The organism is Desulforhabdus sp. TSK, from assembly GCF_022836495.1.
In the GTDB taxonomy this organism is placed as follows: Bacteria; Desulfobacterota; Syntrophobacteria; order Syntrophobacterales; family Syntrophobacteraceae; genus Desulforhabdus.
In genome coordinates this window covers 65,213-87,469 of record NZ_BQXM01000013.1, presented here as the reverse complement: position 1 = coordinate 87,469, position 22,257 = coordinate 65,213, and the positions used below count along the sequence as shown (strand labels likewise).

Genomic DNA, 22,257 nt, shown 5'->3' with positions numbered 1-22,257 from the left:
ATTTTCAATCCGCTTTTGTGTTGAAGCGGCCTCGCCGTCATGGCACGCTCTGCGCCGACGCCACCGGAATGGCCTCCAGCTCGCGCTGCAGGGTCGCCATACGCCCAGCCTTCACACGGACGGCCATCATCGCTCCATCTTTTTCCAGCCAGACGCGAACCGGTACAGTATTCGCTTCATCGGGCTTTTCCCAGGTCAGCGTCGTCCGCCTCCTGTCCTTGTCCCAAAAGGCCGCCCTGCCGTAAGGGCTCTCGGGCAGGGAAGGCATGGGAGAAACCTTTTCCAGGTATTCCGAATCGTTGAGCTCCCACAGTACGGCCTGAACCCGCCAGGACTCCTTCAGATTTTCGCCTTCCGCGCCGTCACTTTTGAATTTCCATTGATCCTTTTCAGCGGCAGCCACATGTCCGCGACGCTCTCCGATGCTCCACTCCACCTGCCGCACTTCATCCCGCCGCATCCCCAGCAAGGAACGATCTTCCAGTGCGGCAAAATTTGCGGGAAGATCCTGGAGAATGGAAGACGGCAGCTCTACAATCCCACGCATCTGTGAACCGGCCGCCGCAACACGATCGGAATTTTTACCTTGAAGGTCGCTCAAGAGGAGCTCTACAACCTGGTCATTTTCCAGCTGGAGGCGGACCGTCACCCGGGGAGGCTGAAGGCCGTGGGAGGCGAGCCCGACGGTTTCGTTTTCCAGAAATGTATCCGCCCGCAGCCACTGGATTTGTTCCAGAACATTTCGGACCTTGCCCGCCTTGACCCTGACGTCCTCGTGCCCTTTGATTTTCCAGTCCTGGCTCCCCGCCGGCCGCTCCACCGTCACTGTTTCCCCGGTCCTCCAGGAGACCTCGAGCTTTCGAACTTCCTCGGGCTTGAAGGCAAACAGGCTCTTTTTCCTCAGATCGTCCAACCCCTTGTTCAGGCTGTCGCCGCTTCCCTCATTCACAAGAAAGATCTGGGGGCGCCCTTCGACCCTGGCGTAATAAGCATCCTGGAGAGGGTTCCGGTCCCCCAGCAAAAGGTCGGTCCAGCCGTCACCCGTTTTGAAGCGCACTCTCACGGAAGGCTCCAGCAGCCCGTAGGGCGCGAGATCCTCGGCCGTCTCCGCAATCGTTCTTTCCTTCGTCAAACCGACCAGGGTTTCAAGCACTCCTTCCAGCACGAGATCGTCCACGTCCGCCGGGATCGGCTCGGCGATCTTCCAGTGGGCTTCTTTGCTCAGCGTCACGGGCGGCCGGTTCCTGGCGTGAATCTCCATGGCCTGGATGGCGTCGCTTTTCAGCTGAAAGACCTTTTCGGCCTGTTGGACTGCGGCCTCTTTTTCCCGCTTCTTCAGAACTTCGAAATAGTAGAAGTACCCACCCGCCAGCAGCAGCACGACCAGGTAGACGATGGAATGACGCCACTTCATCGCTGGGACCTCCGCACGCGATAGACCAGGAGACCGCACAGGATCACCACCACCGGGACCATCCCCAGAACCCACATGAGAGAGAGGGACTGGCTCCGGGTCAACAACAGGGGGCGGCCTTCCTTCTCCCGGCGTTCAATGGTGATGAGGGTCTCATCCCCGGCCAGGAAGTTGACCATGTTCAGGAAAAAATCGGCATTGCCCGAAAGGCCGAAATAGGCATTGGAGACAAAATCAGAATCGCCGCCCACCAGGAGAATTCCCTGCCGACGGTCCGCGGCAGGGTCTTTCTTTTCGTTTCCTGAGCCCTTGGAAGCACCTCTCCCCTCAGAAGATTTTGCCGCAGGATCGTTGGCGGGCTTGGAGTTGTTGACCTCCACAAGCACCACCAGGGGAACCGGCCCGGCCAGGTCCTCCTTGAGGTCAAGCCCGGCCTTTTGCTCTTTCTCCAGCAACTTCAAGTTGGTTTCCGCCCACGACTTTTCACTGGTGGAAGCGAGCGCCTGGGCCTGGATACCCGGCGGCAGAGGGTTCATGATCTCGACCGATCGCGCTTCGGGATAGAATGTGACGAGCTGGAAATTCTCCGTGATCTTGTGCGCGCCGTACTCGGCCGCCAGCGGCATGAGGTAGTTGCCCCCGAAGATCCCGACGGATTCATCGATGATGATGTCGTCCCTCAGTTCGATGCCCCGGGCCTTCAAAAAATCCTTCAGTCCCCCATCCTGGAAGGGATCCAGCAGGACGATGAGCCTTCCCCCACCGTCCAGGTACTTGCCCAGCCGCTCCATTTCCTCCGGAAAGAGGGACTTTTCAGGCCCCCCCACGATGACCATGGCCGCATCGGCGGGGACCTCACCTTTCTGCATGAGGTTCAATTCCTCCAGCAGGTAGTTTTCTTTCTCCAACGCCGAACGCACGCTGGAGTATCCTGTCTTTTCCGTCGAAGCCGAGGAGCGCTCTCCGTGGCCCGTGAGAAAATAGACCTTCTTCTGTTCCCTGCTGATCAGTTTGAGGAGCCCGTTGGTGATGTTCTGCTCATCGACGAAGGAAACGGGCTGCTTCTTTCCATAGCCCTCCAGGACCAGCGTGCCGTAGTTGCGGATTTCATAGCGGCGGGCCACATCGGGCTGTCGATCAGGATCGATGAAGGTGTAGCTGAGCTTGGGGCTGTAGTAGCGGTAGGTATCCAGGAGATCTTTCGCTTTCAGCTCTTCGGCGGAGGACGTGGGGAAAAACCCTTTGATCTCCACGGGCTGCTCCAGAGATTTCAGGAGATTCCGCGTCTGCTCGGTCAGAGTGTACGTTCCCGATTCCGTGAAGTCCTGTCGCCACGGATGCTGCTGAGCGATCATGGCGATGATAATCAGAATTCCCACAAAAAACAGTGTCGAAACCACCGAACTGGAGCCATAGCTCCACATTCGACTTCGTTTGTTTTTATCCGGCATGGCTGAGGTCACCTCCGTCATCCTAGCCTCTCCAGCGATAGGACTCCATCTGTCTCAGAGTGAGAAACAAAAACAGGAGCACAAACAGCAGGTAATAGACAAGGTCCCGTGAATCCAGAACCCCCTTGGTAAAGCTGTCAAAATGATTGGTTACGGACAGGTAGTCCACGAAACCGGCCAGTCCCGGATCGATGAACGACTTGATCCAGCCGATGATCCAGAACATGAGCAGCGCCCCGAAGGAAAGCACCGCCGCAATGATTTGATTCTGGGTGAGGGAAGAGGTGAAGGTTCCCAGCGAGAGGAACGCTCCCCCCAGGAGGAGCATTCCCAGGTAGCAGCTGAAAACGGCTTTCCAGTTGAGAGAGGAAAAGTTCCCCAGCAGCACGATTCCCGGGAGGGTACCCGCCAGAATGGCCACGAACGCCGTCATCACGGCGGCGAACTTGGCAAGGACCATGGCGCGGTCGGTGATGGGATAAGTGAAGAGCAGATCCAGCGTGCCGATCTTGCGCTCTTCGGCATAGAGGCGCATGGTCAGCAGGGGGGAAATGAGCAGCAGCACAACGCTCACATTGAGAAAAAACGGCCTCAGGACCATCTCCGAAAGGTTCAGCTGCCTGGCCATGAGAGGGTCCTGGCTCGCCTGGAAGCTCACCAGGTTGTAATACCCGATATTGCTGTAGAAAAAGTAACCTGAAATGAGCAGAAACGTAAAGGCGACGACATAAAAGATGGGAGAGGCGAAAAGGCTGTAAAGCTCTTTGCGATAGACAGCGCCAAATCCATTCATGATGGGGCACCCTCCTGGGACGTTTCTTCCGTCACCAATTGCATGAAAATGTCTTCGAGACTCATATCCATCAGTTTGAGCTCCAGGAGATCCGCCCCCTGATCCACCACGACACGGGCAATCTCCGGGCGCAAGTCCCGGGAGCGGTCCGATTCCACCAGGAGGCGGCCGGGCCGGGCCGCATCGCCGGTCACCTTCTCGACACCGTCCAGGCCCTCCAGGTGAGGAATGACGGCAGACGGGTCTCCCTTCACCGTCAGGGAAACATGGGCGGACTTCTGCAATTGGCTGGTGAGGTTGGAAGGGGTGTCCGTCGCCACGATCTGCCCCTTGTTGATGATGAGCACGCGCTGGCAGATCTGCGCCACCTCCGGAAGGATATGGCTGCTCAAAAGAATGGTGTGCTCGTCCCTCAACGCCCCGATGAGGCGGCGAATTTCGATGATCTGTGTCGGGTCGAGCCCGATGCTCGGCTCATCGAGGATCAGGACCGAGGGGTTGTTCAACAGGGCCTGGGCCAGCCCGACCCTCTGACGGTACCCCTTGGAGAGATGCCCGATGATACGATGGGCGTTCTTTTCCAAACGGCAAATTCCCATGACACGCCTTATTTCTCCCTCGATCTTCCTGGCCTCAACGCCCTTGGCACTCGCCGCAAAACGCAGAAACCGCTTCACCGGCAGGTCCAGGTAGAGGGGAACATTCTCGGGAAGATATCCCACTTTCTGGCGCACAGCGAGGGACTGCTCCAGGCAATCCAGGCCGTCTATCCGCGCCACCCCGGCAGTGGGAGGCATGCAACAGGTCAGAATACGCATGGTGGTCGATTTCCCCGCCCCATTGGGCCCCAGAAATCCCACCACTTCGCCGACCTTCACTTGAAAGCTCACATCCCGTATGGCCGGTAGAGAGCCATAGAACTTGCTCAGTCCTTCCGCTTCAATCATACCGCTCGTCCTCGGAATTTATAAAAGTTGGATTTTAATACAGATGAAATTCTTCAGGTTATATCAAGGCATGTAGATCGTTCGCGGGCGGTTCTCGCGAACGGTCTTGGTCCCCAGTGAAGAGGCGCACCGCATACAGAGGTATTCGTGCAGCTCTCCATCGGGCAGAACCAGCAAGAGTCGACTCCGTACGGGCATGGCCCGCTTGCAGCGGGGGCAGTAGAGCTCCGATGCGTTGAAATCCTTGTACTGCCCGGATGGTCCCGTGCGCACCACGATTCAACCTCCTGCAGATGGGTTGGATGATTTCAATTGGAAAACGATCTCAGGAACGTGCCTCGCGGGAGGCTTCAGCCGCGCCATTCTTTTTGCGACCCTTACGCCCATGAAACAACCAGCTCTTCACCTTGCTTCCGGACTTATTCTTTTCAAGGGCGGTGAATTCTTTCAACAGCTCTTCCTGCCTCGGCGTAATACGCGTGGGAATTTTCACCTCCACCTCGATGAAAAGATCCCCGTTCCCGTATCCCCGCAGGCGACGCACCCCTTCACCCGGGAAGCGCAGAACTGTCCCCGGCTGGGTTCCGGGCTCGATCTTCACGCTCTTTTCCCCTCCCCCGAGCACCGGCACCATGATCTCATCCCCCACAATGGCCTGCACAAAGGAGACGGGAACCTTTGCAAAGAGATTGTCTCCGTCTCTTTCATAGAATTCATGGGGCTCCACTTCAAGGCGGACATAGAGATCCCCCGTCTGGCCACCCCGGTATCCGCTTTCGCCTTCGCCGCGGAGGCGCAGTCGCGTCCCGGAATCCACCCCGGCGGGAACCTTGACGTGCACGGTTTTCTCGCATTTCAGACGTCCCTGCCCCTGGCAGGCCTGACAGGGGGATACCAGAACCCGCCCGGTTCCCTGACATCGGGCACAGGCCGTGCTGATGCGGAAAAACCCCTGGCTCTGCACCACCTGTCCGCTCCCGTTGCACGCGGGACAGACGGTTTCCTTCGTGCCCGGTTCAGCGCCGCTGCCCAGGCAGGTCTCGCAGGCGGTCATGATATGGATGCGTATATCCTTCTCCGTGCCAAAAACGGCTTCTTCGAAAGAAAGCTTCAAATCGTAAAGGAGATCGTCGCCCGGTCGAGCGGATGTACGGGGCCGCGACTGCCCCCCGAAATTGAAGGAAAAGAAATCCTGGAAAACATCCCCGAAGCGGGAGAAGATGTCGTCGAATCCACCACTGAAGCCATTGAATCCAGACCCCCTGAGCCCTTCATGACCGTAGGTGTCATAGATCTGTCTTTTTTGAGCGTCCCGCAGCACCTCATAGGCTTCGGCGCATTCCTTGAACTGCTCTTCAGCCTCTTTGTCCCCGGGATTCCGGTCAGGATGGCACTTCAGAGCCAGCTTCCGATAGGCTTTCTTGAGCTCTTCGCCATCAGCCTGTCGAGATACACCCAAGACTTCGTAATAATCTTTTTTCCCCATTTCGTACCCATCCCTCTTGTAATCCCTTGACACACTTGCATGAAAACAGGTAGGCCCCCGCTCAGGCCACTTAATTCGTAAACACACACCCGGGCATTGTCAAGTCTCGAGGGATGACGGGGAGCCATCACCCCTGCCGGCTCGTTCCAGATCCGCCGGCACAGGAGATTCGACACTCCTCACCCAGGGTTTCATTTTCCCTTTGAATCACCAGGGGGATTGGCCTTGAGAAGAGCTTGAGCCGCAAAAGCTTGTTTTCCCGCCTCTCCCGCCTGCCTCGCCACCTCCATCCACTCCTGGGGCGTTGGATCGAGACCGAGTATGCGGCTCACTCGACCGAAGAGGAAAAAGTCTCCCTCCCTGAGGACATTTTCCCTCAACCGTTCCAGGGCGCTGGTCGCCTTGGCTTTTTCGTAAAAATCCACGGCGTCACTGAGAAGGCCGGCTTCTTCGTAGCGTTCTCCCCAGGTCCGCATGCTCTCCACGGAAACCGCGGACTGGTTCAGAAGATCGCGCTTCTCCATACAACCCATCAGCTTTTTATCCGCCATTGCTGCCTTCCCGGTCTACCCCACAGGTCAATGGAGCATCAATCCTCATCTTCAGCGGCTTCCGGTCCCAGTTCCTCATCGTCCAAACGCGCCGACTCTTCATATTCCAGAGAGGCATCGAACTGAGTCGCTGATTCCAGGATTTCCTTCAACTCGGTGCGCGCCGCATCGTCGATTTCAAGAGCCGGCGTCTGAGGCAGCGGTGCCATTTCCTTCACCTCGTCGAATTGACGGATGTTGTCCATCGAGATTTTTCCCCCTGCTATTTCTCTCAGGGCCACAACCACCTCTTTGTTCTTGGGAGCCTTCACCAGCGGAGCCGCGCCGCTGCGCAGCTGCAGGACTCTCCGTACCGCCAGGTGCACCAATTGAAAGCGACTCTCGACGTTTTCCAAACAATCTTCAACGGTCACTCGGGCCATATGGGCTCCTCCTCAGGGCATTTTCGACATTCCGCAAAAAAAACAGATGGGAACCCCATCTGTTTTTGGTCATCGAATCTCGTCCGGCATCGCTGCACGTTCGGGAACCGGACTGGGTTTTATAAACCGACTTCGGAACATAAGGCAACGGAAAAATAAGAGCCGCCCGGGGCCGTTCGTAGAACGTCTACCCTCTTTCTTCAGCATACCGCGCGAGAGTAAAGAGGAAATCCGCCAGGCGATTCAAATAGGCATGCACCTCAGGGCTGTCGAACAGGCCGGCTTCCCGCATTTCCACAGCCCGGCGCTCGGCACGGCGAATGATGGTGCGGGACAGATCCAGGGAAGCACTGGCGGCATTGGCTCCCGGAAAGACAAACCTGCGGGGCAGGGGCACCTCCTCCTGGAGCTTCCTGATCCAGCCTTCCAGCCGCACTGTCAGCTCCATTCCGATATTGAAATCCGTTTTGGTCGGATCGTCGTTGGAAAGCTGGGCTCCCAGGAGCAGCAGATCCTCCTGGACCGTGAGGATCATCGACCGGATCGACTCATTTTGCGTGAAAACCTTGGCCATCCCCATGGCAGAACTGGCTTCGTCCAAAGTCCCGTAAGTCTCAGGACGCAGACTCGCTTTGGACACTCTCGTCCCGGTCAGCAGGCTCGTTTCGCCCTGATCTCCCTTCTTGGAAAAAGTAAAAACATCCACTCTCAGACTCCTCTTGCCATTCTATCCACTCACTTATTCACTCACTTATCCACTCAAACAGACCTAATGTGTCGATCCCTCCCGGGGCCACAAGGACCATTCCTCACCCTGCGACATGCGAATTTCCGCCAACAACTGGTTGGTAGCCTCCTCGATACGATCGATGTCCCCCTCGTCCACGGACTCATCCGTCATGGTCTTGAGAGATTCCTTCAACCGCTCAAATTGCTTGATGATCTCAGGCCTGATCTTCCCTTCCCCCAGACGCTCGTTCAAATCCAGAATCGTGTCGACACAGTTCTCCACGCGCAGGCGCAGATGCCTGGATTTCTTTTTCTGACGGGAACGGCCGAACAGCATCTGGAAACTCTTTCTAAACAGAATCAGGCCCTTCTATTGAGCTCGTCCTTGTAGATCCTGTAGAGGACAAAGTGCTCTTTCATCGTCCGATTCAAAATGTTCCTGGTCTTTGAAAGATCCTTCAAATTCAACACCATGTCCACACCCATGCGAAAGGCTGCCAATTGATCCAACGTCTGCAAACCCTCGCTCAGCAGGCACACGAACAGCTGCCTTCGCATGTCCATGGGCAGGAGCTGAATATGTCCGAGAACGAGGTTTTGTGTGGGGGATCCCCCGTCGAAAGACTCATCCAGCACAACAAGGGAATACGCATTGTGGTGGATCTTGCTGACGGCGGAAGAGACATTTGCTCCGTGGAATACCCGGAAATCCATTTCCACCAGGATGCGCTCCAGAATCGCCCCTCTCGACGGATCCGAAACACAGAGCAGGGCGGCATGGACGCCTTCTTCGACCATGTCCAGGGGGTAAGCGTCTTCCCGGGGAGATTGCGGAGGCACAGACTCCTCGATCTGGGGGAGCTCAGGACCACCGGCTGGTGCCTCTTCCGCAGGGGAAAACGCCTTGTCGTTGATTTCAATGGGGGTCTTGCACTTCGGGCAGGGCACTCGCAAAGCCTTCCCAGCCGGAATTTTTTCGTCGGGCAACGAAAATCCTGCACTGCAGCCTGGACATTGGACTTTCACGTCTCACCTCAATTCACTCGGAAACAGGTCTCCTGGAACGTCACCCACATTTTTACCATACAGGTTCCGAAGGCTTCCTGACAATTCAAAATTTCGGCACTGCCTGCATCTTCGGTCATTTTGCCTTGTATGTTGAACTGAATCTTCATAACATATCGCCCGAGGAGGTTATCTATTTATGGAAAAAGTTCGTTTTGGTCAAACCGATCTTGAAGTCTCGGTCGTCGTTCTGGGCACCTGGGTCACAGGGGGGTGGCTGTGGGGAGGAGCAGACGACAGGGAATCCGTCAAAACCATCCTGAGAGCCCTGGAGCTTGGGATCAATTTCATCGATACGGCTCCCGTCTACGGCTTTGGCAAATCCGAATCCGTCATCGGCATGGCCCTCAAGGAATGGGGAAAACGCGACGGCATCGTCCTGGCCACCAAGTGCGGGCTGGAATGGGATGAAAGAGAAAACGTCCAGAGGAATTCCAGCCCCGAGCGGATCGAATACGAGGTGGACCAGAGCCTCAAACGCCTGGGCGTGGACTGCATCGATCTTCTGCAGATCCACTGGCCCGATTCCCGTACGCCCTTCGAGTCGTCCATCCGGGCCATGCAGAAGCTGCAGGAAGCCGGCAAGATCCGCTACTACGGACTCAGCAACTTCGGCAAGGACCAGGTGGCAGCGTGTTTGAAAGCCGGCCCCGTATACAGTCTGCAACCCCCGTACAATATCTTTGAAAGAGAAGTGGAGAAGGAACTGCTCCCGTTCTGCGTGGAGAACGGCATCGCTACCCTGGGCTACGGAGGTCTCTGCCGGGGTCTGCTGACAGGAAAATTCAAGGGGGATGAAGAATTTCCCAAAGGGGATCTGCGTCGCTTCGATCCCAAGTTCAAGCCCGACCGCTTCAAGCAGTACGTCAAGGCCGCGGAGGCACTCAAGAAACTGGCCGCCTCTTACGGGAAGACGGTCGCTCAATTCGCTCTGCGATGGGCTGTCCAGCAACCGGGTATGACGACCGCCATTGCCGGAGCGAGAACCGTGCAGCAAGTGGAGGACAATGCAGGAGTCTCCGGCTGGCAGATCCGCCCCGAAGACCTGGCAAAAGTGGACGAAATCCTTGCGAAGCACATCAAGACGCCCGTCGGTCCCGAATTCATGGCGCCCCGGCCGTGAGAAGCATAGGGAAGAGTTCGGGACGCTGAAAAACGCTGACAGGCGCTGACTCACGCTGATGAACGAAAGAATTAAGGTCCGCACAGGGGGCCTTTCAACGGGAAACCCCGCGTCCCCCCCTTCACTATATGCGGGCAAGGGCCACCATGATGGAAAGCCCTCCATGTCGAATGGTCCAAAAGCGCATGGAGGGAAGCCCGAGAATGACCGAAAGGGAGCGGTCCGGCACCAGTATGGCGACCTTCCACCCCGCAAAAGCACTGCGCAGGTGACTCGCCAGGGGATGAAACAGCTCCTTGCCTCCGCCCGGCAGCCGTCGGCCATAAGGGGGATTGAGGACCAGCAATCCGGGCTTCAGCCCAAGTTTGGCGGGGTTGAATTTTAAAAAGTCTTCATGGAGCCACTCGATGTCGGAGCCGACACCCGCCTGGTCCCCATTTTCCCGGGACACAGCCACCGCTTCGGCATCGCGGTCCATGCCGATTATGGGAACGGCTGCGCGGGGCAGGGCGTTCTCCATGGCCTTATGGCGCAGATAATCCCATGTTTTTGCTTGAAATGCCGGCCACCGCTCGAAGAGGAACGGCCGAGCCCCCCCGGGCGGCAGGTGCCGGGCGAGGAGCGCGGCCTCAATGGGCAATGTCCCGGAACCGCACATTCCATCCACCAGGGGAATGTCCCCCTGCCAGCCGGCGCGCAGAAGGATGGCGGCCGCCAGGGTCTCGCGCAGGGGAGCCCCCATGTGCCGCCGACGGTAGCCCCTTTGATGCAGGTGGGCCCCCGTCGTGTCCAGGCTGATGCGGCACCGGTTGTTTTTCACATGAACCAGGATTCTCTGTTTGTCGGGCTCAAGGGAAGCGGAAGCCTCCACGCCGTTTCCTTCCGGCTTCCACTCTACGGGAGGCTCCGTATTCTGCAGGGAAAACCGTTTGCGCACCCCGGCCAACACGGTATCCACCACCGCCCCTTCGTGCTCCAGGCGGGAATGTTCCACGAAAGCCGTGAGATGAAGAGGCAACCTTGAATTGAGCCATAATTCCCAGGGAATCCGAAGGACGCGGCGGAACAGCTCCTCGGCAGCCCCCGCTCGAAACTCGGGCAGACGGCAAAGCACCCGGCTGGCGGTTCGCAGCCACAAATTGCTCCAATAACACTGCGGCAGCTCCCCCGAAAACTCGATCCCGGCCTCTGTGCTTTCCAGGTCGCCCAGTCCCAGAGCAGCCATTTCCTCACGGCACAGGGAGGAAAGCTCCGGAGGTGTGATGGCAAGAAACCGATGCACCCGAGCCTGGACCTGCTGTTTCACATGGCGCTGAAAGGCCTTGCTCCCCTCACGCACGTTTTCACCGACTCTGACCATACTGACTCTCTTCCCCTGCTACTGCATCGCTTTTAAACCGCGTTTCCAAGTTGTTTTTTCGGGCACGCCCTTCACAGAGCGCCATCCTACGGTTCGAGGGACCAAAAGGCAAATCCAATCGACACCGTGAAGGGGCTGCGAAGGCGCAGATCGCTTCGCGACGGTCCGTCGGCCATGGAGCTATCGGAAGACGGTATCGACCCGGAGGACACAAAATTGGACTCACTTGACGGAAAGGGATCGATCTTATAGTCTGCCGCCTCGTATCGCACCTCATAACGTGGCCCCCAAAGCCGGCAACCCAAGGAGTATTCCATTTTGAACCCTGGCCTCCCCTACGATCTTCCAAATTTTGGCCTGTCCGAAAACTACCACCCGCGCCGTTTTGCCGCCCTCTGGCAACACCCCATCCCCCAATGGCGTCATCGGCTGGCGGAAGCCATCGAGAAAGGACTGGGAAATCAAGCTCCCAGGATCTTTTTTCGTGCGGACGATATCGGGGCGGGAGGCCGTCCTTTCGAAGCGCTCTGCCGACTCTTCCGGTCTTTTGAGATTCCCCTGGCCATGGCCGTCGTCCCCGCATGGATCACCGGCATCCGCGTGAAACAGCTCTTCAAGCTGGCGCCCCTGGAAGAGCCCTTCTGGGGATGGCATCAGCATGGGTGGTGCCATGTCAACTGGCAGCGCTCGGGCAAAAGCTCGGAATTCGGGGAAGAGCGCCCCTTTGAAAAACAGTTCAGCGACATTTCCCAGGGGCGCCGGAAATTGCAGGACATCTTCGGGGAGCACCTGGTGGACGTTTTCACGCCTCCCTGGAACCGCCTTTCTCTGACGACGATGAAAATTCTGGAGGAGCTCAATTTTAAGGCGGTTTCCATGGCGGCCGGGTTTCCCCGGGGGTACAAAAACCCCGATGGAATAAAGAACCTGCGCATTCAGCTCGACCTGCACACGCGAAAATCCAGGGACGGGATCTCGGATTTTGGAGTGCTGCTCGACGACCTGGCTGCTCTTCTCGGCAGGCGGGAGCCCATCGGCATCATGATACACCACCAGCGCATGACCTATTTCGCCTTCGAATTCCTTCAAGAACTGCTCACCCGGCTCCAGACGCAGGCCGAAGCCCGTTTCTCAACCTTCAGGGAGCTCATAGACGGAGACAATGAAGAATAGGCCGAAGCTACTCTATGCCGATGAGGCGGGAAACATTCTGGACTTCCCTGAGCTGGAAATGGCGGGAAGCAGTGGAGGCCAGTGGCGCCGCATGCAGCCCGGCGACTGGATTCCCCTCCCGCAGGGCAGCGAACTGTTCCTCCTCCCCTCCCGTCTTCCCGTGGGCTATGATTCGCGGGCGAAAAACTTCCAGGTCCTCTCGGAGGACCCCGACCACAGGGGCCGAAAGGTGCAGGCCGTAGCGGCTTTCATGGCCCCTGCGCATACACAGATCTATTCCGCAGCCTATCAGACCCTTCCCGACGCTCCCCTGCTCCCTCTGTTCTCCTATTCCGCCGTGGGGTGGCTCAACGACCGTTTCGTCGTGGCCGGAGTGCGGGTCGATGCCGACGAGCGCCAGGACCTCCGCCATTTCAACCCCAAAATCATCGAACGGAATGCCCGCCGCAGGATGCAGAAAGAGGGCCGGAACCGCCTCGTTCAGCACCTGGGCAAGTGTGCCGTCACCTACGGGTGCCCCGCAGCCAGGAATCTTTTCATGAAGCGCTGGGAAGCACCGCTCCCCACGTCTCCCGTCTGCAACGCCGGGTGTCTCGGCTGCATCAGCCTCCAGGACCGTGAAGATCTCTGCGCCACCCAGGACCGCATCACTTTTGTGCCCAGTCCCGAGGAAGTCTGCGGAGTGGCGGTGCCCCACCTGAGGGAGGCTCCCCGCGCCGTCGTGAGCTTCGGCCAGGGCTGTGAAGGCGAACCGCTGCTCCAGGCGGAAACCCTCGCGCGATCCATTCGCATGATGCGCGAATGCACCCCTCGGGGCACCATCAACCTCAACACCAACGGCAGTCTGCCCCTCCGGGTGAAGGAGCTTTGCGACGCAGGGCTGAACAGCATCCGCGTCAGCATGAACAGCGCTCAACAGAACTTTTACCAGGCCTATTTCAATCCCCGCGGCTACACCTTCGAAGACATCAAGCTCTCCCTGAAAACCGTCAAAAACTTCGGGCGGTTCGCCTCCATCAACTATTTCGTGCTACCCGGCTTCACGGACAGTCCCCCTGAATTCGAAGCGCTCTGCGGCTTCATCCAGGAAACGCAGCTCGATCTCATCCAGATGCGCAATCTCAACATCGACCCCGAGTGGTACAGAGCTCATCTGAGAATTCCTCCTCCCGAAAAAACCATTGGGATTCGGCAACTCATGCGCCGCTTGAACGAGCGTTTTCCGGAGTTGAAATTCGGGTATTTCAATCCCTGCCTGGATGAAACCTTGGTATAAACGAATGAGCTATTAGAATTTAGGCATTAACTTTTAGCTGTGGACATGGTTAGAAGAATTATTGCTAAAATGAATGGCTGATTGCTAAAAGCTAACGGCTAACAGCTCATAACAAGGAGTGCCGAAGGTGAGATCCAGCTTCTTGAAAAAATGCACCCCTTCCGTTTCACGCCACTGGCTTTTGATGACGGCCGGTCTTTTCTGGGCCGTCGTGGGGGCGGCGCTCTGCGTCACGGCGTGCAGCTGGCTGTCCACAATGGAATGGCCCACCAACGCTCTGGGAGTTGTCCTGGGCTTCGGCGGCGGGGTGGTGGTATATCGCTACGGCTTCAGCCGCATCGCCAGGAAAAACATCCGCCGCATTGCCGCCAAGCCCGAAAATGTATGCCTCTTTGCCTTCCAGGCGTGGCGCAGCTACCTGCTCGTCCTCGTCATGATGAGCCTGGGGTATTTCCTGCGCCATTCGCATACCCCCCGCCTCATTCTCACGGTCGTCTACGCCGCCGTTGGAACGGGACTGACCCTCAGCAGCACCCTCTACCTGGAATAGAGCTCAATCCTCGTAGGCGGTAAAGCCGCTCACCGTGGAGGAGTCGAGGCTCCGCAGGAGCTGCACCACCAGTTCCAGGGCGCTCAGGTAGTCGCTCATGTGGATGATGCTGTTGTGGGTGTGGATATAGCGGGCCGGCACCCCCAGCACCACGGTGGGAACCCCCGTGCGGCTGAGATGGATGGCACGCGCGTCGGTTCCGCCGCTCTTACGCACCGCCAGTTGATAGGGAATGTTGTGCGCTTCCGCCACCTTTATCGCATACTGGACCAGCCTGCGGTTCATGATGGCCGAAGGATCCAGGATGCGGATCTGCACCCCTTTTCCCAAGGCTCCCTGCTGCTCCTCTTCGGAAAAACCCGGCAGGTCGTCCGCAGGCGTTCCTTCCAGGACAACGGCAGCGTCGGGCTTGACGCCGTAAGCCGCCGCCTGTGCTCCCCGAACGCCCACCTCCTCCTGCACCGTTCCGACCCCCACGATGGTGTTGGGATGGGAGATCCCCTCCATTTCCAGGAGAGCATGGAGGGTCAGGGCCATTCCCGCCCGATTGTCGAAGGCTTTGCAGAGGAGAAAATCCGGGTTGAAGAGAGGAGTAAACGTGCTGTCGGGAACGACACTGTCCCCGAGACGAATGCCGAAGCGGGTGCGAACATCGTCGGCGCTCGATGCGCCCACATCGATGAACATATCCTCGAGCTTCATGACCTTTTCTTTTTCGCTCTCGCTGAGGAAGTGAGGTGGTTTGGCGCCGATTACTCCCAGCACCTCGGTTCCCTGCTGCGTGCGAACACACACCCGCTGCGCCAGCAGCGTGTGCCCCCACCACCCCCCCAGGGGAACAAACTTGAGAAGCCCCGTCCGGGTGACGCTCTGAACGGCAAAGCCGACTTCGTCCATGTGCGCCGTCACCATGACGCGCGGGCCGGCTGCAAGGCCTTCCTTTTCCCGAATGATGTTGCCCATGGGGTCTGTTCGGACCGGTCCGCTCACCGTATCTCGAAAGATGCGTCGCAACGCCTGTTCGCAGCCCGGGGCGCCATGCGCTTCCGCCAGTTGCCTCAGGAGCTGAAGTCCCGTCGCTTTCCTTTTTTCAACGTCCATTCTTCTTTTCTCCTCCAATAAATAGTTGGTTTCTATCAGCGTTCCTCAGCGCCTGTCAGCGTTCTCAGCGTCCCAAATCTTTCTTCTTTCGGCTCTCTGCACCCACGAAGTCATGAAGAACGGCTCAGAAAAAGGTAGCGGTCGAAAGCTTCCTGTGAAATGCGCGATACACTTCTGACCAGCAGGAAGATGCACACCAGGGAGAAGAGAATCCTGCCCCAGAAAATTCCGGAGATATGACCGCCCAGAAAGGCCGCCAGCAGCGTATCCTCGATGAGGGAATGGGAGAGCCCCATCAATGCAAGAGAAAAGAGTATGTCCCTGTTTTTCAGCCGCCCCGAAGTGGCCTCCCGGATGATGAGTCCCCCTCCATAGGCCAGCCCGAGAGTCATGCCGATGATGGTCACGGTGGAGGCATCCTTTCCAATGCCAAGAAGCCTCAAGACAGGGTTCAACGCTCTTGTCAAAAAGTCCGTAACCTTCAAACGCTTCAGAAGCCTCATGAGGACGAGCAGCCCCAGGATGACGACATAGATGATGGCCAGGCCCTTGAGCTGTCCGAGGAGCCAGGCGGCGAGGGAGGGGTCGGCGGCCGGGGGGATCCACGTCATCGCATTCACCTCCTGCAGCCAATTTCCCCGCGAATAGATCTGGTTCAGAATGGCTCCGAAGAGGAAGGCCCCTCCCACACGGAGCGTTCCCATGACGTAGAGCCGCACCCCCGCAACCTGTGCAATCCTCAACTCCACAGGCAGGCCGTGGGCAACGAGCATCATGGAAGTCAATACGGTGGCCTGGGCCACCGTGAGGGGATAATCCGCGCTGAGAGATGCAAACACCAGGAGTCCACCATAGAGGCTCGTCAGCATGGTTGTCGCCCAGACCAGCCCCATGCTCCCGGGCAGTCCCACCAGCTGCATGACAGGGGAAAGCATCCGTCCCAGCAGCACGACGGCTCCCAGTTCCTGCAAAATTTTCACGACGACGAGCACGGGAATCATGATCTTGAAGAGGCGAATGCTGATGTCACGGCCTTCGGAGAGGACATCCCGGATCCACTGTGTAGCGGCATGCATGATGAGCGGCTTCTTTCTGCATCAAAGTTTGAATCAAAGAGTTTTTCACGGTCTACATACCACAGGGATCCTCTGGTCAGGAATGCCCAATTCGTATAAAAAAGAAAAGAAATACCGGATGCCCTCGAGGAAAAGCAGCCTGCCTCAGGCTAAAAGCGCATCTCGGAGGATTGGCCTTTTCAGTCTTTCGAAGCCACCGACGCCGCTCTGACTCGAAGGCTTTGACTGGCCCATTCCCCTGGAATGAAATTTTCAACAGATGACAATGAGGAGAGAGCCAAAGTGGCAGAGACGGATATCACACAGATCAGGGTGGGAAAAGACTCCGTGGGGCTGATCGGATTGAAAGGACTCATGGAGGAAATGGCGCCGGACTATGGAGACACAAGCGACGAGGAAATCCAGTCGTACATGCTCCAGCAATTGTCCAAAAAGAATTACATCTCCCCTACGGCGAGAGAAGATTACAAGAGGGCGTTTGTCCGGGAATTCCGGAAGTTCATGGGGCAACCCTATGTGGAGGCAGCACCGCTAGAAGTCGACATCAAGGTGCTCGGCCCCGGTTGTTCCCAGTGCGACAGCATGGAGGAGATGATCATGAGTATCCTGGCGGAGATCCAGCTGCCTGCGAGCGTGGATCACATCCGGGACATGAAGGAGATCGCCCGTTACGGAGTCATGGGGGTGCCTGCTCTTCTCATCAATGGAAAGGTCGTGTGCACCGGGTCCGTTCCCCCTAGAAACAAACTCAAAACTTGGCTTTTGGATGCAAAGTTCAGAATTGCAGGGAGCCCGGACAAAAAATGATTGGGGTGGCCGAGGCACCCCACTTTTCATGCATCCTCCCGGCATTGATTAAAATGCAGCTGTTGGTGAATCAAGAGACCTTTGAAAACAATCCGTCATCGACTCAATTTGGCTGCAATGGACGCCACGTGCTTTCCCTGGAAACGGGCTGCCGCCAGTTCGTTGGGGCTGGGCATGCGCTCGCCGGAATTCCCCGCGATGGTGGAGGCGCCATAGGGGGAGCCTCCCGTGATTTCAGTCACGCCCATCTGTCCCTGAAAGGTGTAGGGCAGACCGACGACCACCATACCCTGGTGGAGGAGTGTGATATGAAAACTGAGGATTGTGGATTCCTGGCCTCCGTGCTGAGTGTTGGAGCTTGCAAAAACACTTCCCACCTTGCCCACGAGAGCCCTCTGTGCCCAGAGTTGCCCCGTCGCATCGAGGAACTGGCGCATTTGGCCGCACATGTTTCCAAAGCGCGTGGGGGTACCGAAAATGATGGCGTCGGCAGCTGCGAGGTCCTCCACCTGGCAGACGGGGATATGGGCCATGGCCTTCTGGCTCTCCACTGCCCCCATTTTCTCCAGGACTTCGGGAGGCAGCGTTTCGGGAACGCGGCACACTTTCACCTCCGCACCTTCGACTTCTCTCGCCCCTTCAGCGACTGCCTCGGCCATGCGATGAATATGTCCGTACAGGGAATAGTAAGGCACCAGAATTTTCATGGATGTTCTCCTTTCGAGTCGTTGAGCATTCTGAAACGATTGAAAGCTGGATCACCGCGATTCATAGATATCAAACAATTTAGCGTTAAACTAATCGTTCATTGTCTTCTGTCAAGCAGGACGCAAAACCATGATTCTTCCCCATCCGGCCCTGGACGTGCTCTGCGTGGGCCACGCTTCGTACGACCTGATCCTGACCGTGGACCACCACCCGGGTGAAGATGAAAAGTGCTCCGCATCGCATTTCGCCGCGTGCGGAGGCGGGCCGGCAGCCAATGCAGCCGTCACCGTGGCACGGCTGGGAGGCAAAGCTGCCTTTGCCGGACAACTCGGCCGCGATCCAGAGGGAGACGCTCATGCCCGGGAACTGGAAGGCGAGGGGGTGCTCACGGACTGGATCGTGCGGAGGCCGCATCCCACTCCCCTCTCCGTTATCCTGGTCAAGCCCGACGGCAAGCGGACCGTCGTGAACCACCAGGCCCAAACGCCTCCCCTGCCGGCAGGCGCGGTGGATTTTTCCTGCTGCAGGCCGAAAGCCATCCTCTTTGACGGGCACGAGCCCCTGATTTCTCCCCCTCTCGCCCGATGGGCCAGGGAGCAGGGAATCCCCACGATCCTGGACGCCGGCTCCGTGCGGGAAGGAACCCTGGAGCTCGCTCCCCGGGTAGATTACCTGGCAGCATCGTGGAAATTTGCGCGCGACCTGACGGGGGAAGAAGCTCCGGACGACGCCGTGGCGGTGTTGAGCCGCATCGCCCCCTGCGCTGTCATCACCCTGGGAGAGGAGGGCCTGGTTTGGCAGCGGGGGACGGAAAGGGGAAGACTCCCGGCTTTTTCCATAGAGGCAACGGACACCACGGGGGCGGGGGATGTTTTCCACGGAGCCTTTGCTCTGGGGATCACCCGTGGACAGGATTTCCGTTCGCTCTTAACCTATGCCAGTGCCGCGGGAGCGTTGTGCTGCAGGCGGTTGGGCGCCCGCCCTTCCATTCCCACGGGGGATGAGGTGGCGGCCTTTCTGAAAAACCTCTGAATCACACCTCCAGGAAAGGAAAAGCTTATGCCGGACCGCATGGGGCAAGTCACAGAGTATCATGAGGTCACGAAGCATCATTTTGACCGCTATGCCCGGGGCCCGGGCTACCTGGACTGGGCGACTCAGCCCGATCCCTTTCGACGCTACGAGGGAGCGCCCGTCATCACCCTGGAAAAAATTCCCCCGGACGATCGTCAGGATTACGATGCCGCTTTCACGGCGGGACGCATAACCCCTGCCGCCCTTTCGTTTTCCGCGCTGTCCCGGCTATTTTACGACAGCCTGGCCCTGTCGGCATGGAAGAGTAGCGGGGGCGCCACCTGGGCTCTCCGCGTCAACCCTTCCAGCGGCAATCTCCATCCCACGGAGGGTTACCTCCTCTGCGGCCCTCTCCCCGGCCTCGGAACATCCCCTGCCGTATACCATTACGCGCCGCTGGACCACGCCCTGGAGCTGCGCGCCACCCTTCCTCAGGCCCTGTGGGAAAAGCTCACGGAATCCTGGCCCCAGGGAACTCTCTTTGTGGGATTGACCTCCATACACTGGAGGGAAGCCTGGAAATACGGCGAGCGAGCCTTCCGGTATTGCCGGCTCGACGTGGGCCACGCCCTGGGGGCGGTCACTCTGGCGGCGTCAGGCCTCGGGTGGCGCACGGCACTGCTGGACGGCCTCAGCCATGATCAGCTGGCGTGCCTTCTGGGAACATCGGGTGCTCAAGCCTCTGAAGCGGAAAGGGAAGAGCCCGATTGCCTCGTGGCTGTGGGCCCTCATGGGCTGGCGTTCTCGGCTCTTCGTTCCCTGGACATGGAGGCCACCGAAGGGTTCGCGGCACTTTCCTGGCAGGGAAGACCCAATCGCCTGAGCCGATCCCATGTGGACTGGAGCGCCATCGACGCGGTTTCACGAGCGTCGCGGAAGCCCCTCACGGATATCCCCTGCAGTACGCCGGGCTCCACGGAGTATGATATAGATGAAATCCCCCAGCGGGGGCTGTCCCTGCGCCGCATCCTCCATCAGCGCCGGAGTGCCGTATCCATGGACGGAACGAGCACCATGAGCCGCTCGGACTTCTACCGACTGCTCATGAAGACGCTTCCCGGACCGGATCGCCTTCCCTTCGCCGGGCTCCCCTGGGATGCGCAGGTGCACCTGGTCCTGTTCGTCCATCGGATCCAGGGCCTGCATCCCGGCCTCTACCTGCTTGTGCGCAACCGGGAGCAGGAGACGGCTTTGCAGGCGGGCATGAAACACAGCTTTCTCTGGCAAAAACCCGAAGAGTGTCCCCAAAATCTCCATCTCTACTGCCTCGCCGAGGGAGATGTTCGAAAAATCGCCATGCAGCTGTCCTGTTTCCAGGATATCGCCGCTGACGGTTGCTTCAGCGCGGGAATGATCGCTCGATTTCAGGAAAATCTGGAATCGAAGGGAGCCTGGTTTTATCCGAGGCTCTACTGGGAGTGCGGCATGATCGGCCAGGTGCTCTACCTGGAAGCGGAAGCACTGAATTTGCGGGGAACGGGGATCGGCTGTTTCTTCGACAATCCCAGCCATGAGATGCTGGGGCTTCAGGACTTCCAGTTCCAGGATCTTTATCATTTTACCGTCGGAGGCCCCGTGGAAGACCGCAGGATCAGCACCCTCCCGCCGTATCCCGAGAATACCCCCTGAGGGTGACGCTTCATTTCCCCTGGAGACCCAGTTTTCGGCAGAGGCGTGCCAGCTCGATCTGTTCGTCCCGAGTCAGGGCCTCCATTTCCTGGACGATGGCCGCCACATGGCGTGGGAAGATACGCTGAATGAGGGCATGCCCCTCCTCCGTGAGGGACACGATGACGTGCCTGCGGTCCGGAGCATTCCTTTCGCGCCGTACCAGTCCGCGCTTTTGGAGATTATCGAGGACGAGCGTGACATTGCCTCCGCTCTTGAGGAGCTTTTGCCCGATGCTCCCCTGGGAGAGCGGTCCCAGGTGGAAAAGCATTTCCAGGACTCCGAACTGGCTCTGAGTCAGGTCCTCATCCGCCAAGTGCCCATGAATTCGGGTTGTGGCCGCAGCCGTGGCGCGCATGAGCTTGGTGTACGCATCCAGCGCGACCGTTTCTTCATGAGTGCCTTTGTAAGCAGTTGCCATGGCTCCACCTCTTCGGCTGCTGTCCCAAACGTCCATTCCTGCACACAAAACCATTTAACATCAAAATAATATTGATCGTCAAGTTTTTCAAGGAAATCTCCGACCTGCTTTTGGACTGGCACTTTGCGCATTGCCTGTCATATACTCCCTGGCAAGATGCGCAAAAACAGAAGCGAGCACGGGACGAGGAGCACACAGATGGGGCAGGCAAGGAAAACATTCGGCTTGTGGGTGGCATTTTGTGTTGTTTTTGCGTGGAGCTTCACGGGCATGGGACAGGCGCAGGAAGCCCCCAGGAAAAAGGACTCCGTCAAGCGGGAGCAGCTCAATGCGCAGCTTCTGCTGGCAGCATCGCTGGGGGACACGGCCACCGTGCGCGCCATGCTTTCCAAGAAGGCGGATATCAATGCGAGGGACGGGGAAGCCATGACCCCCCTCATGCTGGCCGCCCTCAACGGACATGGAGACACCGTCGATTACCTCATTGAGAGCGGGGCGGATGTCAATCTCGCGGACATCTACGGAGTGACCGCACTCATGCAGGCTTCCTGGGCCGGACACACGCCCATTGTCGACACGCTCCTGTCCTACGGTGCGGACGCCAACAAGAAGAGCACGGACGAATTTTCCAAGCTGAAGAAAAAAGGCATTACAGCCCTCATGGCCGCCGCCATGACGGGAGACTACGAGACGGCAAGCCTCCTTATCACCCGGGGGGCCCAGGTGGATCTGCAGGATGAAGAAGGCCAGACGGCTCTCATCTACGCATCCAAAGGGGGATACCTGAAAATTGCAAGGCTCCTCATCAGCAATGGAGCGGATGTCGAGATCAAAGACCAGTACGGACGCCCGGCCCTCACCATCGCCACCATCCACGATCACCCGGAGGTCGTGAAGGCTCTCCTGGGCTGTGGAGCCAATCCGAATGTCAAAGACATGAATAGCTACACCCCCAAAGTCTATGCTTCGGCATTGAGACGCGATACCATCTATCGCATTTTGGAATACAACCGGTCCAGCCGCCCAGCGTGGCATTATTGAGCTGACGCACTGTAGAAATGA

The 22,257-nt window shown here is 58.1% G+C and carries 23 protein-coding genes and 1 pseudogene; 8 read left to right on the top strand and 16 right to left on the bottom strand.

Features of this window, described 5'->3' with window-relative positions:
* Nucleotides 1–37 precede the first annotated feature (37 nt).
* From MWC30_RS09815 to MWC30_RS09765, 11 genes and pseudogenes are all read right to left on the bottom strand, one after another.
* A complete protein-coding gene (locus MWC30_RS09815) occupies nucleotides 38–1,414 on the bottom strand; it encodes a DUF4340 domain-containing protein (protein WP_244083994.1) in 1,377 nt (458 codons plus the stop codon).
* A complete protein-coding gene (locus MWC30_RS09810; RefSeq protein WP_244083993.1) occupies nucleotides 1,411–2,865 on the bottom strand; it encodes a GldG family protein in 1,455 nt (484 codons plus the stop codon). Before MWC30_RS09810 ends, MWC30_RS09815 begins: the two co-directional genes overlap by 4 nt.
* A 22-nt stretch (nucleotides 2,866–2,887) precedes the next feature.
* The gene (locus tag MWC30_RS09805; RefSeq protein ID WP_244083992.1) at nucleotides 2,888–3,658 is read right to left on the bottom strand and encodes an ABC transporter permease subunit; all 771 of its coding nucleotides are present in this window, start codon (nucleotides 3,656–3,658) and stop codon (nucleotides 2,888–2,890) included.
* Nucleotides 3,655–4,605, bottom strand: a complete 951-nt coding sequence (locus MWC30_RS09800) for an ABC transporter ATP-binding protein (RefSeq protein ID WP_244083991.1) — start codon at nucleotides 4,603–4,605, stop codon at nucleotides 3,655–3,657. The genes MWC30_RS09805 and MWC30_RS09800 overlap by 4 nt, the downstream gene beginning before the upstream one ends.
* A 63-nt stretch (nucleotides 4,606–4,668) precedes the next feature.
* Nucleotides 4,669–4,881, bottom strand: coding sequence for a hypothetical protein (locus MWC30_RS09795; RefSeq protein WP_244083990.1), 213 nt, complete (start codon nucleotides 4,879–4,881; stop codon nucleotides 4,669–4,671).
* Nucleotides 4,882–4,930: 49 nt separating this feature from the next.
* Nucleotides 4,931–6,091, bottom strand: a complete 1,161-nt coding sequence (gene dnaJ, locus MWC30_RS09790) for a molecular chaperone DnaJ (protein WP_244083989.1) — start codon at nucleotides 6,089–6,091, stop codon at nucleotides 4,931–4,933.
* 191 nt (nucleotides 6,092–6,282) lie between these two features.
* Nucleotides 6,283–6,642 carry a hypothetical protein gene (locus MWC30_RS09785; RefSeq protein ID WP_244083988.1) on the bottom strand — a complete coding sequence of 120 codons (360 nt, stop codon included), beginning with the start codon at nucleotides 6,640–6,642 and terminating at the stop codon, nucleotides 6,283–6,285.
* A 245-nt stretch (nucleotides 6,643–6,887) separates the two neighbouring features.
* A pseudogene (rpoZ, locus tag MWC30_RS22930) lies at nucleotides 6,888–7,064 on the bottom strand (DNA-directed RNA polymerase subunit omega); the annotation flags it as partial.
* Nucleotides 7,065–7,251: 187 nt separating this feature from the next.
* Nucleotides 7,252–7,770, bottom strand: a complete 519-nt coding sequence (locus tag MWC30_RS09775; protein ID WP_244083986.1) for a cob(I)yrinic acid a,c-diamide adenosyltransferase — start codon at nucleotides 7,768–7,770, stop codon at nucleotides 7,252–7,254.
* Nucleotides 7,771–7,833: 63 nt separating this feature from the next.
* A complete protein-coding gene (locus tag MWC30_RS09770) occupies nucleotides 7,834–8,130 on the bottom strand; it encodes a hypothetical protein (RefSeq protein WP_244083985.1) in 297 nt (98 codons plus the stop codon).
* A 23-nt stretch (nucleotides 8,131–8,153) separates the two neighbouring features.
* Nucleotides 8,154–8,819, bottom strand: coding sequence for a zinc-ribbon domain-containing protein (locus MWC30_RS09765; protein WP_256461237.1), 666 nt, complete (start codon nucleotides 8,817–8,819; stop codon nucleotides 8,154–8,156).
* A 178-nt stretch (nucleotides 8,820–8,997) separates the two neighbouring features.
* On the opposite strand from MWC30_RS09765, the gene MWC30_RS09760 reads away from it, so the two are divergent.
* Nucleotides 8,998–9,981, top strand: coding sequence for an aldo/keto reductase (locus tag MWC30_RS09760; RefSeq protein ID WP_244083983.1), 984 nt, complete (start codon nucleotides 8,998–9,000; stop codon nucleotides 9,979–9,981).
* 124 nt (nucleotides 9,982–10,105) lie between these two features.
* Here MWC30_RS09760 and MWC30_RS09755 read toward each other — a convergent pair whose 3' ends face one another.
* Nucleotides 10,106–11,341 (bottom strand): class I SAM-dependent RNA methyltransferase, encoded by a 1,236-nt coding sequence (locus MWC30_RS09755; protein WP_244083982.1) that lies wholly within the window; start codon nucleotides 11,339–11,341, stop codon nucleotides 10,106–10,108.
* A gap of 318 nt (nucleotides 11,342–11,659) precedes the next feature.
* Between MWC30_RS09755 and MWC30_RS09750 the strand changes: the two genes are divergently transcribed.
* From MWC30_RS09750 to MWC30_RS09740, 3 genes are all read left to right on the top strand, one after another.
* On the top strand, nucleotides 11,660–12,514 hold the full coding sequence (locus MWC30_RS09750) for a polysaccharide deacetylase family protein (protein ID WP_244083981.1): 855 nt from the start codon (nucleotides 11,660–11,662) through the stop codon (nucleotides 12,512–12,514).
* The gene (locus MWC30_RS09745; RefSeq protein WP_244083980.1) at nucleotides 12,504–13,790 is read left to right on the top strand and encodes a radical SAM protein; all 1,287 of its coding nucleotides are present in this window, start codon (nucleotides 12,504–12,506) and stop codon (nucleotides 13,788–13,790) included. The genes MWC30_RS09750 and MWC30_RS09745 overlap by 11 nt, the downstream gene beginning before the upstream one ends.
* 127 nt (nucleotides 13,791–13,917) lie before the next feature.
* The gene (locus tag MWC30_RS09740; RefSeq protein ID WP_244083979.1) at nucleotides 13,918–14,340 is read left to right on the top strand and encodes a hypothetical protein; all 423 of its coding nucleotides are present in this window, start codon (nucleotides 13,918–13,920) and stop codon (nucleotides 14,338–14,340) included.
* Nucleotides 14,341–14,343: 3 nt separating this feature from the next.
* On the opposite strand, the gene MWC30_RS09735 is transcribed toward MWC30_RS09740, so the two are convergent.
* On the bottom strand, nucleotides 14,344–15,441 hold the full coding sequence (locus MWC30_RS09735) for a M42 family metallopeptidase (protein ID WP_244083978.1): 1,098 nt from the start codon (nucleotides 15,439–15,441) through the stop codon (nucleotides 14,344–14,346).
* A 110-nt stretch (nucleotides 15,442–15,551) separates the two neighbouring features.
* Nucleotides 15,552–16,517, bottom strand: a complete 966-nt coding sequence (locus MWC30_RS09730; RefSeq protein ID WP_244083977.1) for a nucleoside recognition domain-containing protein — start codon at nucleotides 16,515–16,517, stop codon at nucleotides 15,552–15,554.
* A gap of 282 nt (nucleotides 16,518–16,799) precedes the next feature.
* On the opposite strand from MWC30_RS09730, the gene MWC30_RS09725 reads away from it, so the two are divergent.
* A complete protein-coding gene (locus tag MWC30_RS09725; protein ID WP_244083976.1) occupies nucleotides 16,800–17,324 on the top strand; it encodes a thioredoxin family protein in 525 nt (174 codons plus the stop codon).
* A 95-nt stretch (nucleotides 17,325–17,419) separates the two neighbouring features.
* Here the strand turns inward: MWC30_RS09725 and wrbA are convergent, their stop codons facing one another.
* Nucleotides 17,420–18,031: an NAD(P)H:quinone oxidoreductase gene (wrbA, locus tag MWC30_RS09720; RefSeq protein WP_244083975.1), complete on the bottom strand. Its 612-nt coding sequence runs from the start codon at nucleotides 18,029–18,031 to the stop codon at nucleotides 17,420–17,422.
* Between the two features lie 130 nt (nucleotides 18,032–18,161).
* Between wrbA and MWC30_RS09715 the strand changes: the two genes are divergently transcribed.
* Nucleotides 18,162–19,064 carry a carbohydrate kinase family protein gene (locus tag MWC30_RS09715; RefSeq protein ID WP_244083974.1) on the top strand — a complete coding sequence of 301 codons (903 nt, stop codon included), beginning with the start codon at nucleotides 18,162–18,164 and terminating at the stop codon, nucleotides 19,062–19,064.
* Nucleotides 19,065–19,091: 27 nt separating this feature from the next.
* Nucleotides 19,092–20,735 (top strand): SagB/ThcOx family dehydrogenase, encoded by a 1,644-nt coding sequence (locus tag MWC30_RS09710; RefSeq protein WP_244083973.1) that lies wholly within the window; start codon nucleotides 19,092–19,094, stop codon nucleotides 20,733–20,735.
* 10 nt (nucleotides 20,736–20,745) lie between these two features.
* Here MWC30_RS09710 and MWC30_RS09705 read toward each other — a convergent pair whose 3' ends face one another.
* On the bottom strand, nucleotides 20,746–21,195 hold the full coding sequence (locus tag MWC30_RS09705) for a MarR family winged helix-turn-helix transcriptional regulator (RefSeq protein WP_244083972.1): 450 nt from the start codon (nucleotides 21,193–21,195) through the stop codon (nucleotides 20,746–20,748).
* Between the two features lie 198 nt (nucleotides 21,196–21,393).
* Between MWC30_RS09705 and MWC30_RS09700 the strand changes: the two genes are divergently transcribed.
* The gene (locus tag MWC30_RS09700) at nucleotides 21,394–22,236 is read left to right on the top strand and encodes an ankyrin repeat domain-containing protein (RefSeq protein WP_244083971.1); all 843 of its coding nucleotides are present in this window, start codon (nucleotides 21,394–21,396) and stop codon (nucleotides 22,234–22,236) included.
* Nucleotides 22,237–22,257: the final 21 nt, after the last annotated feature.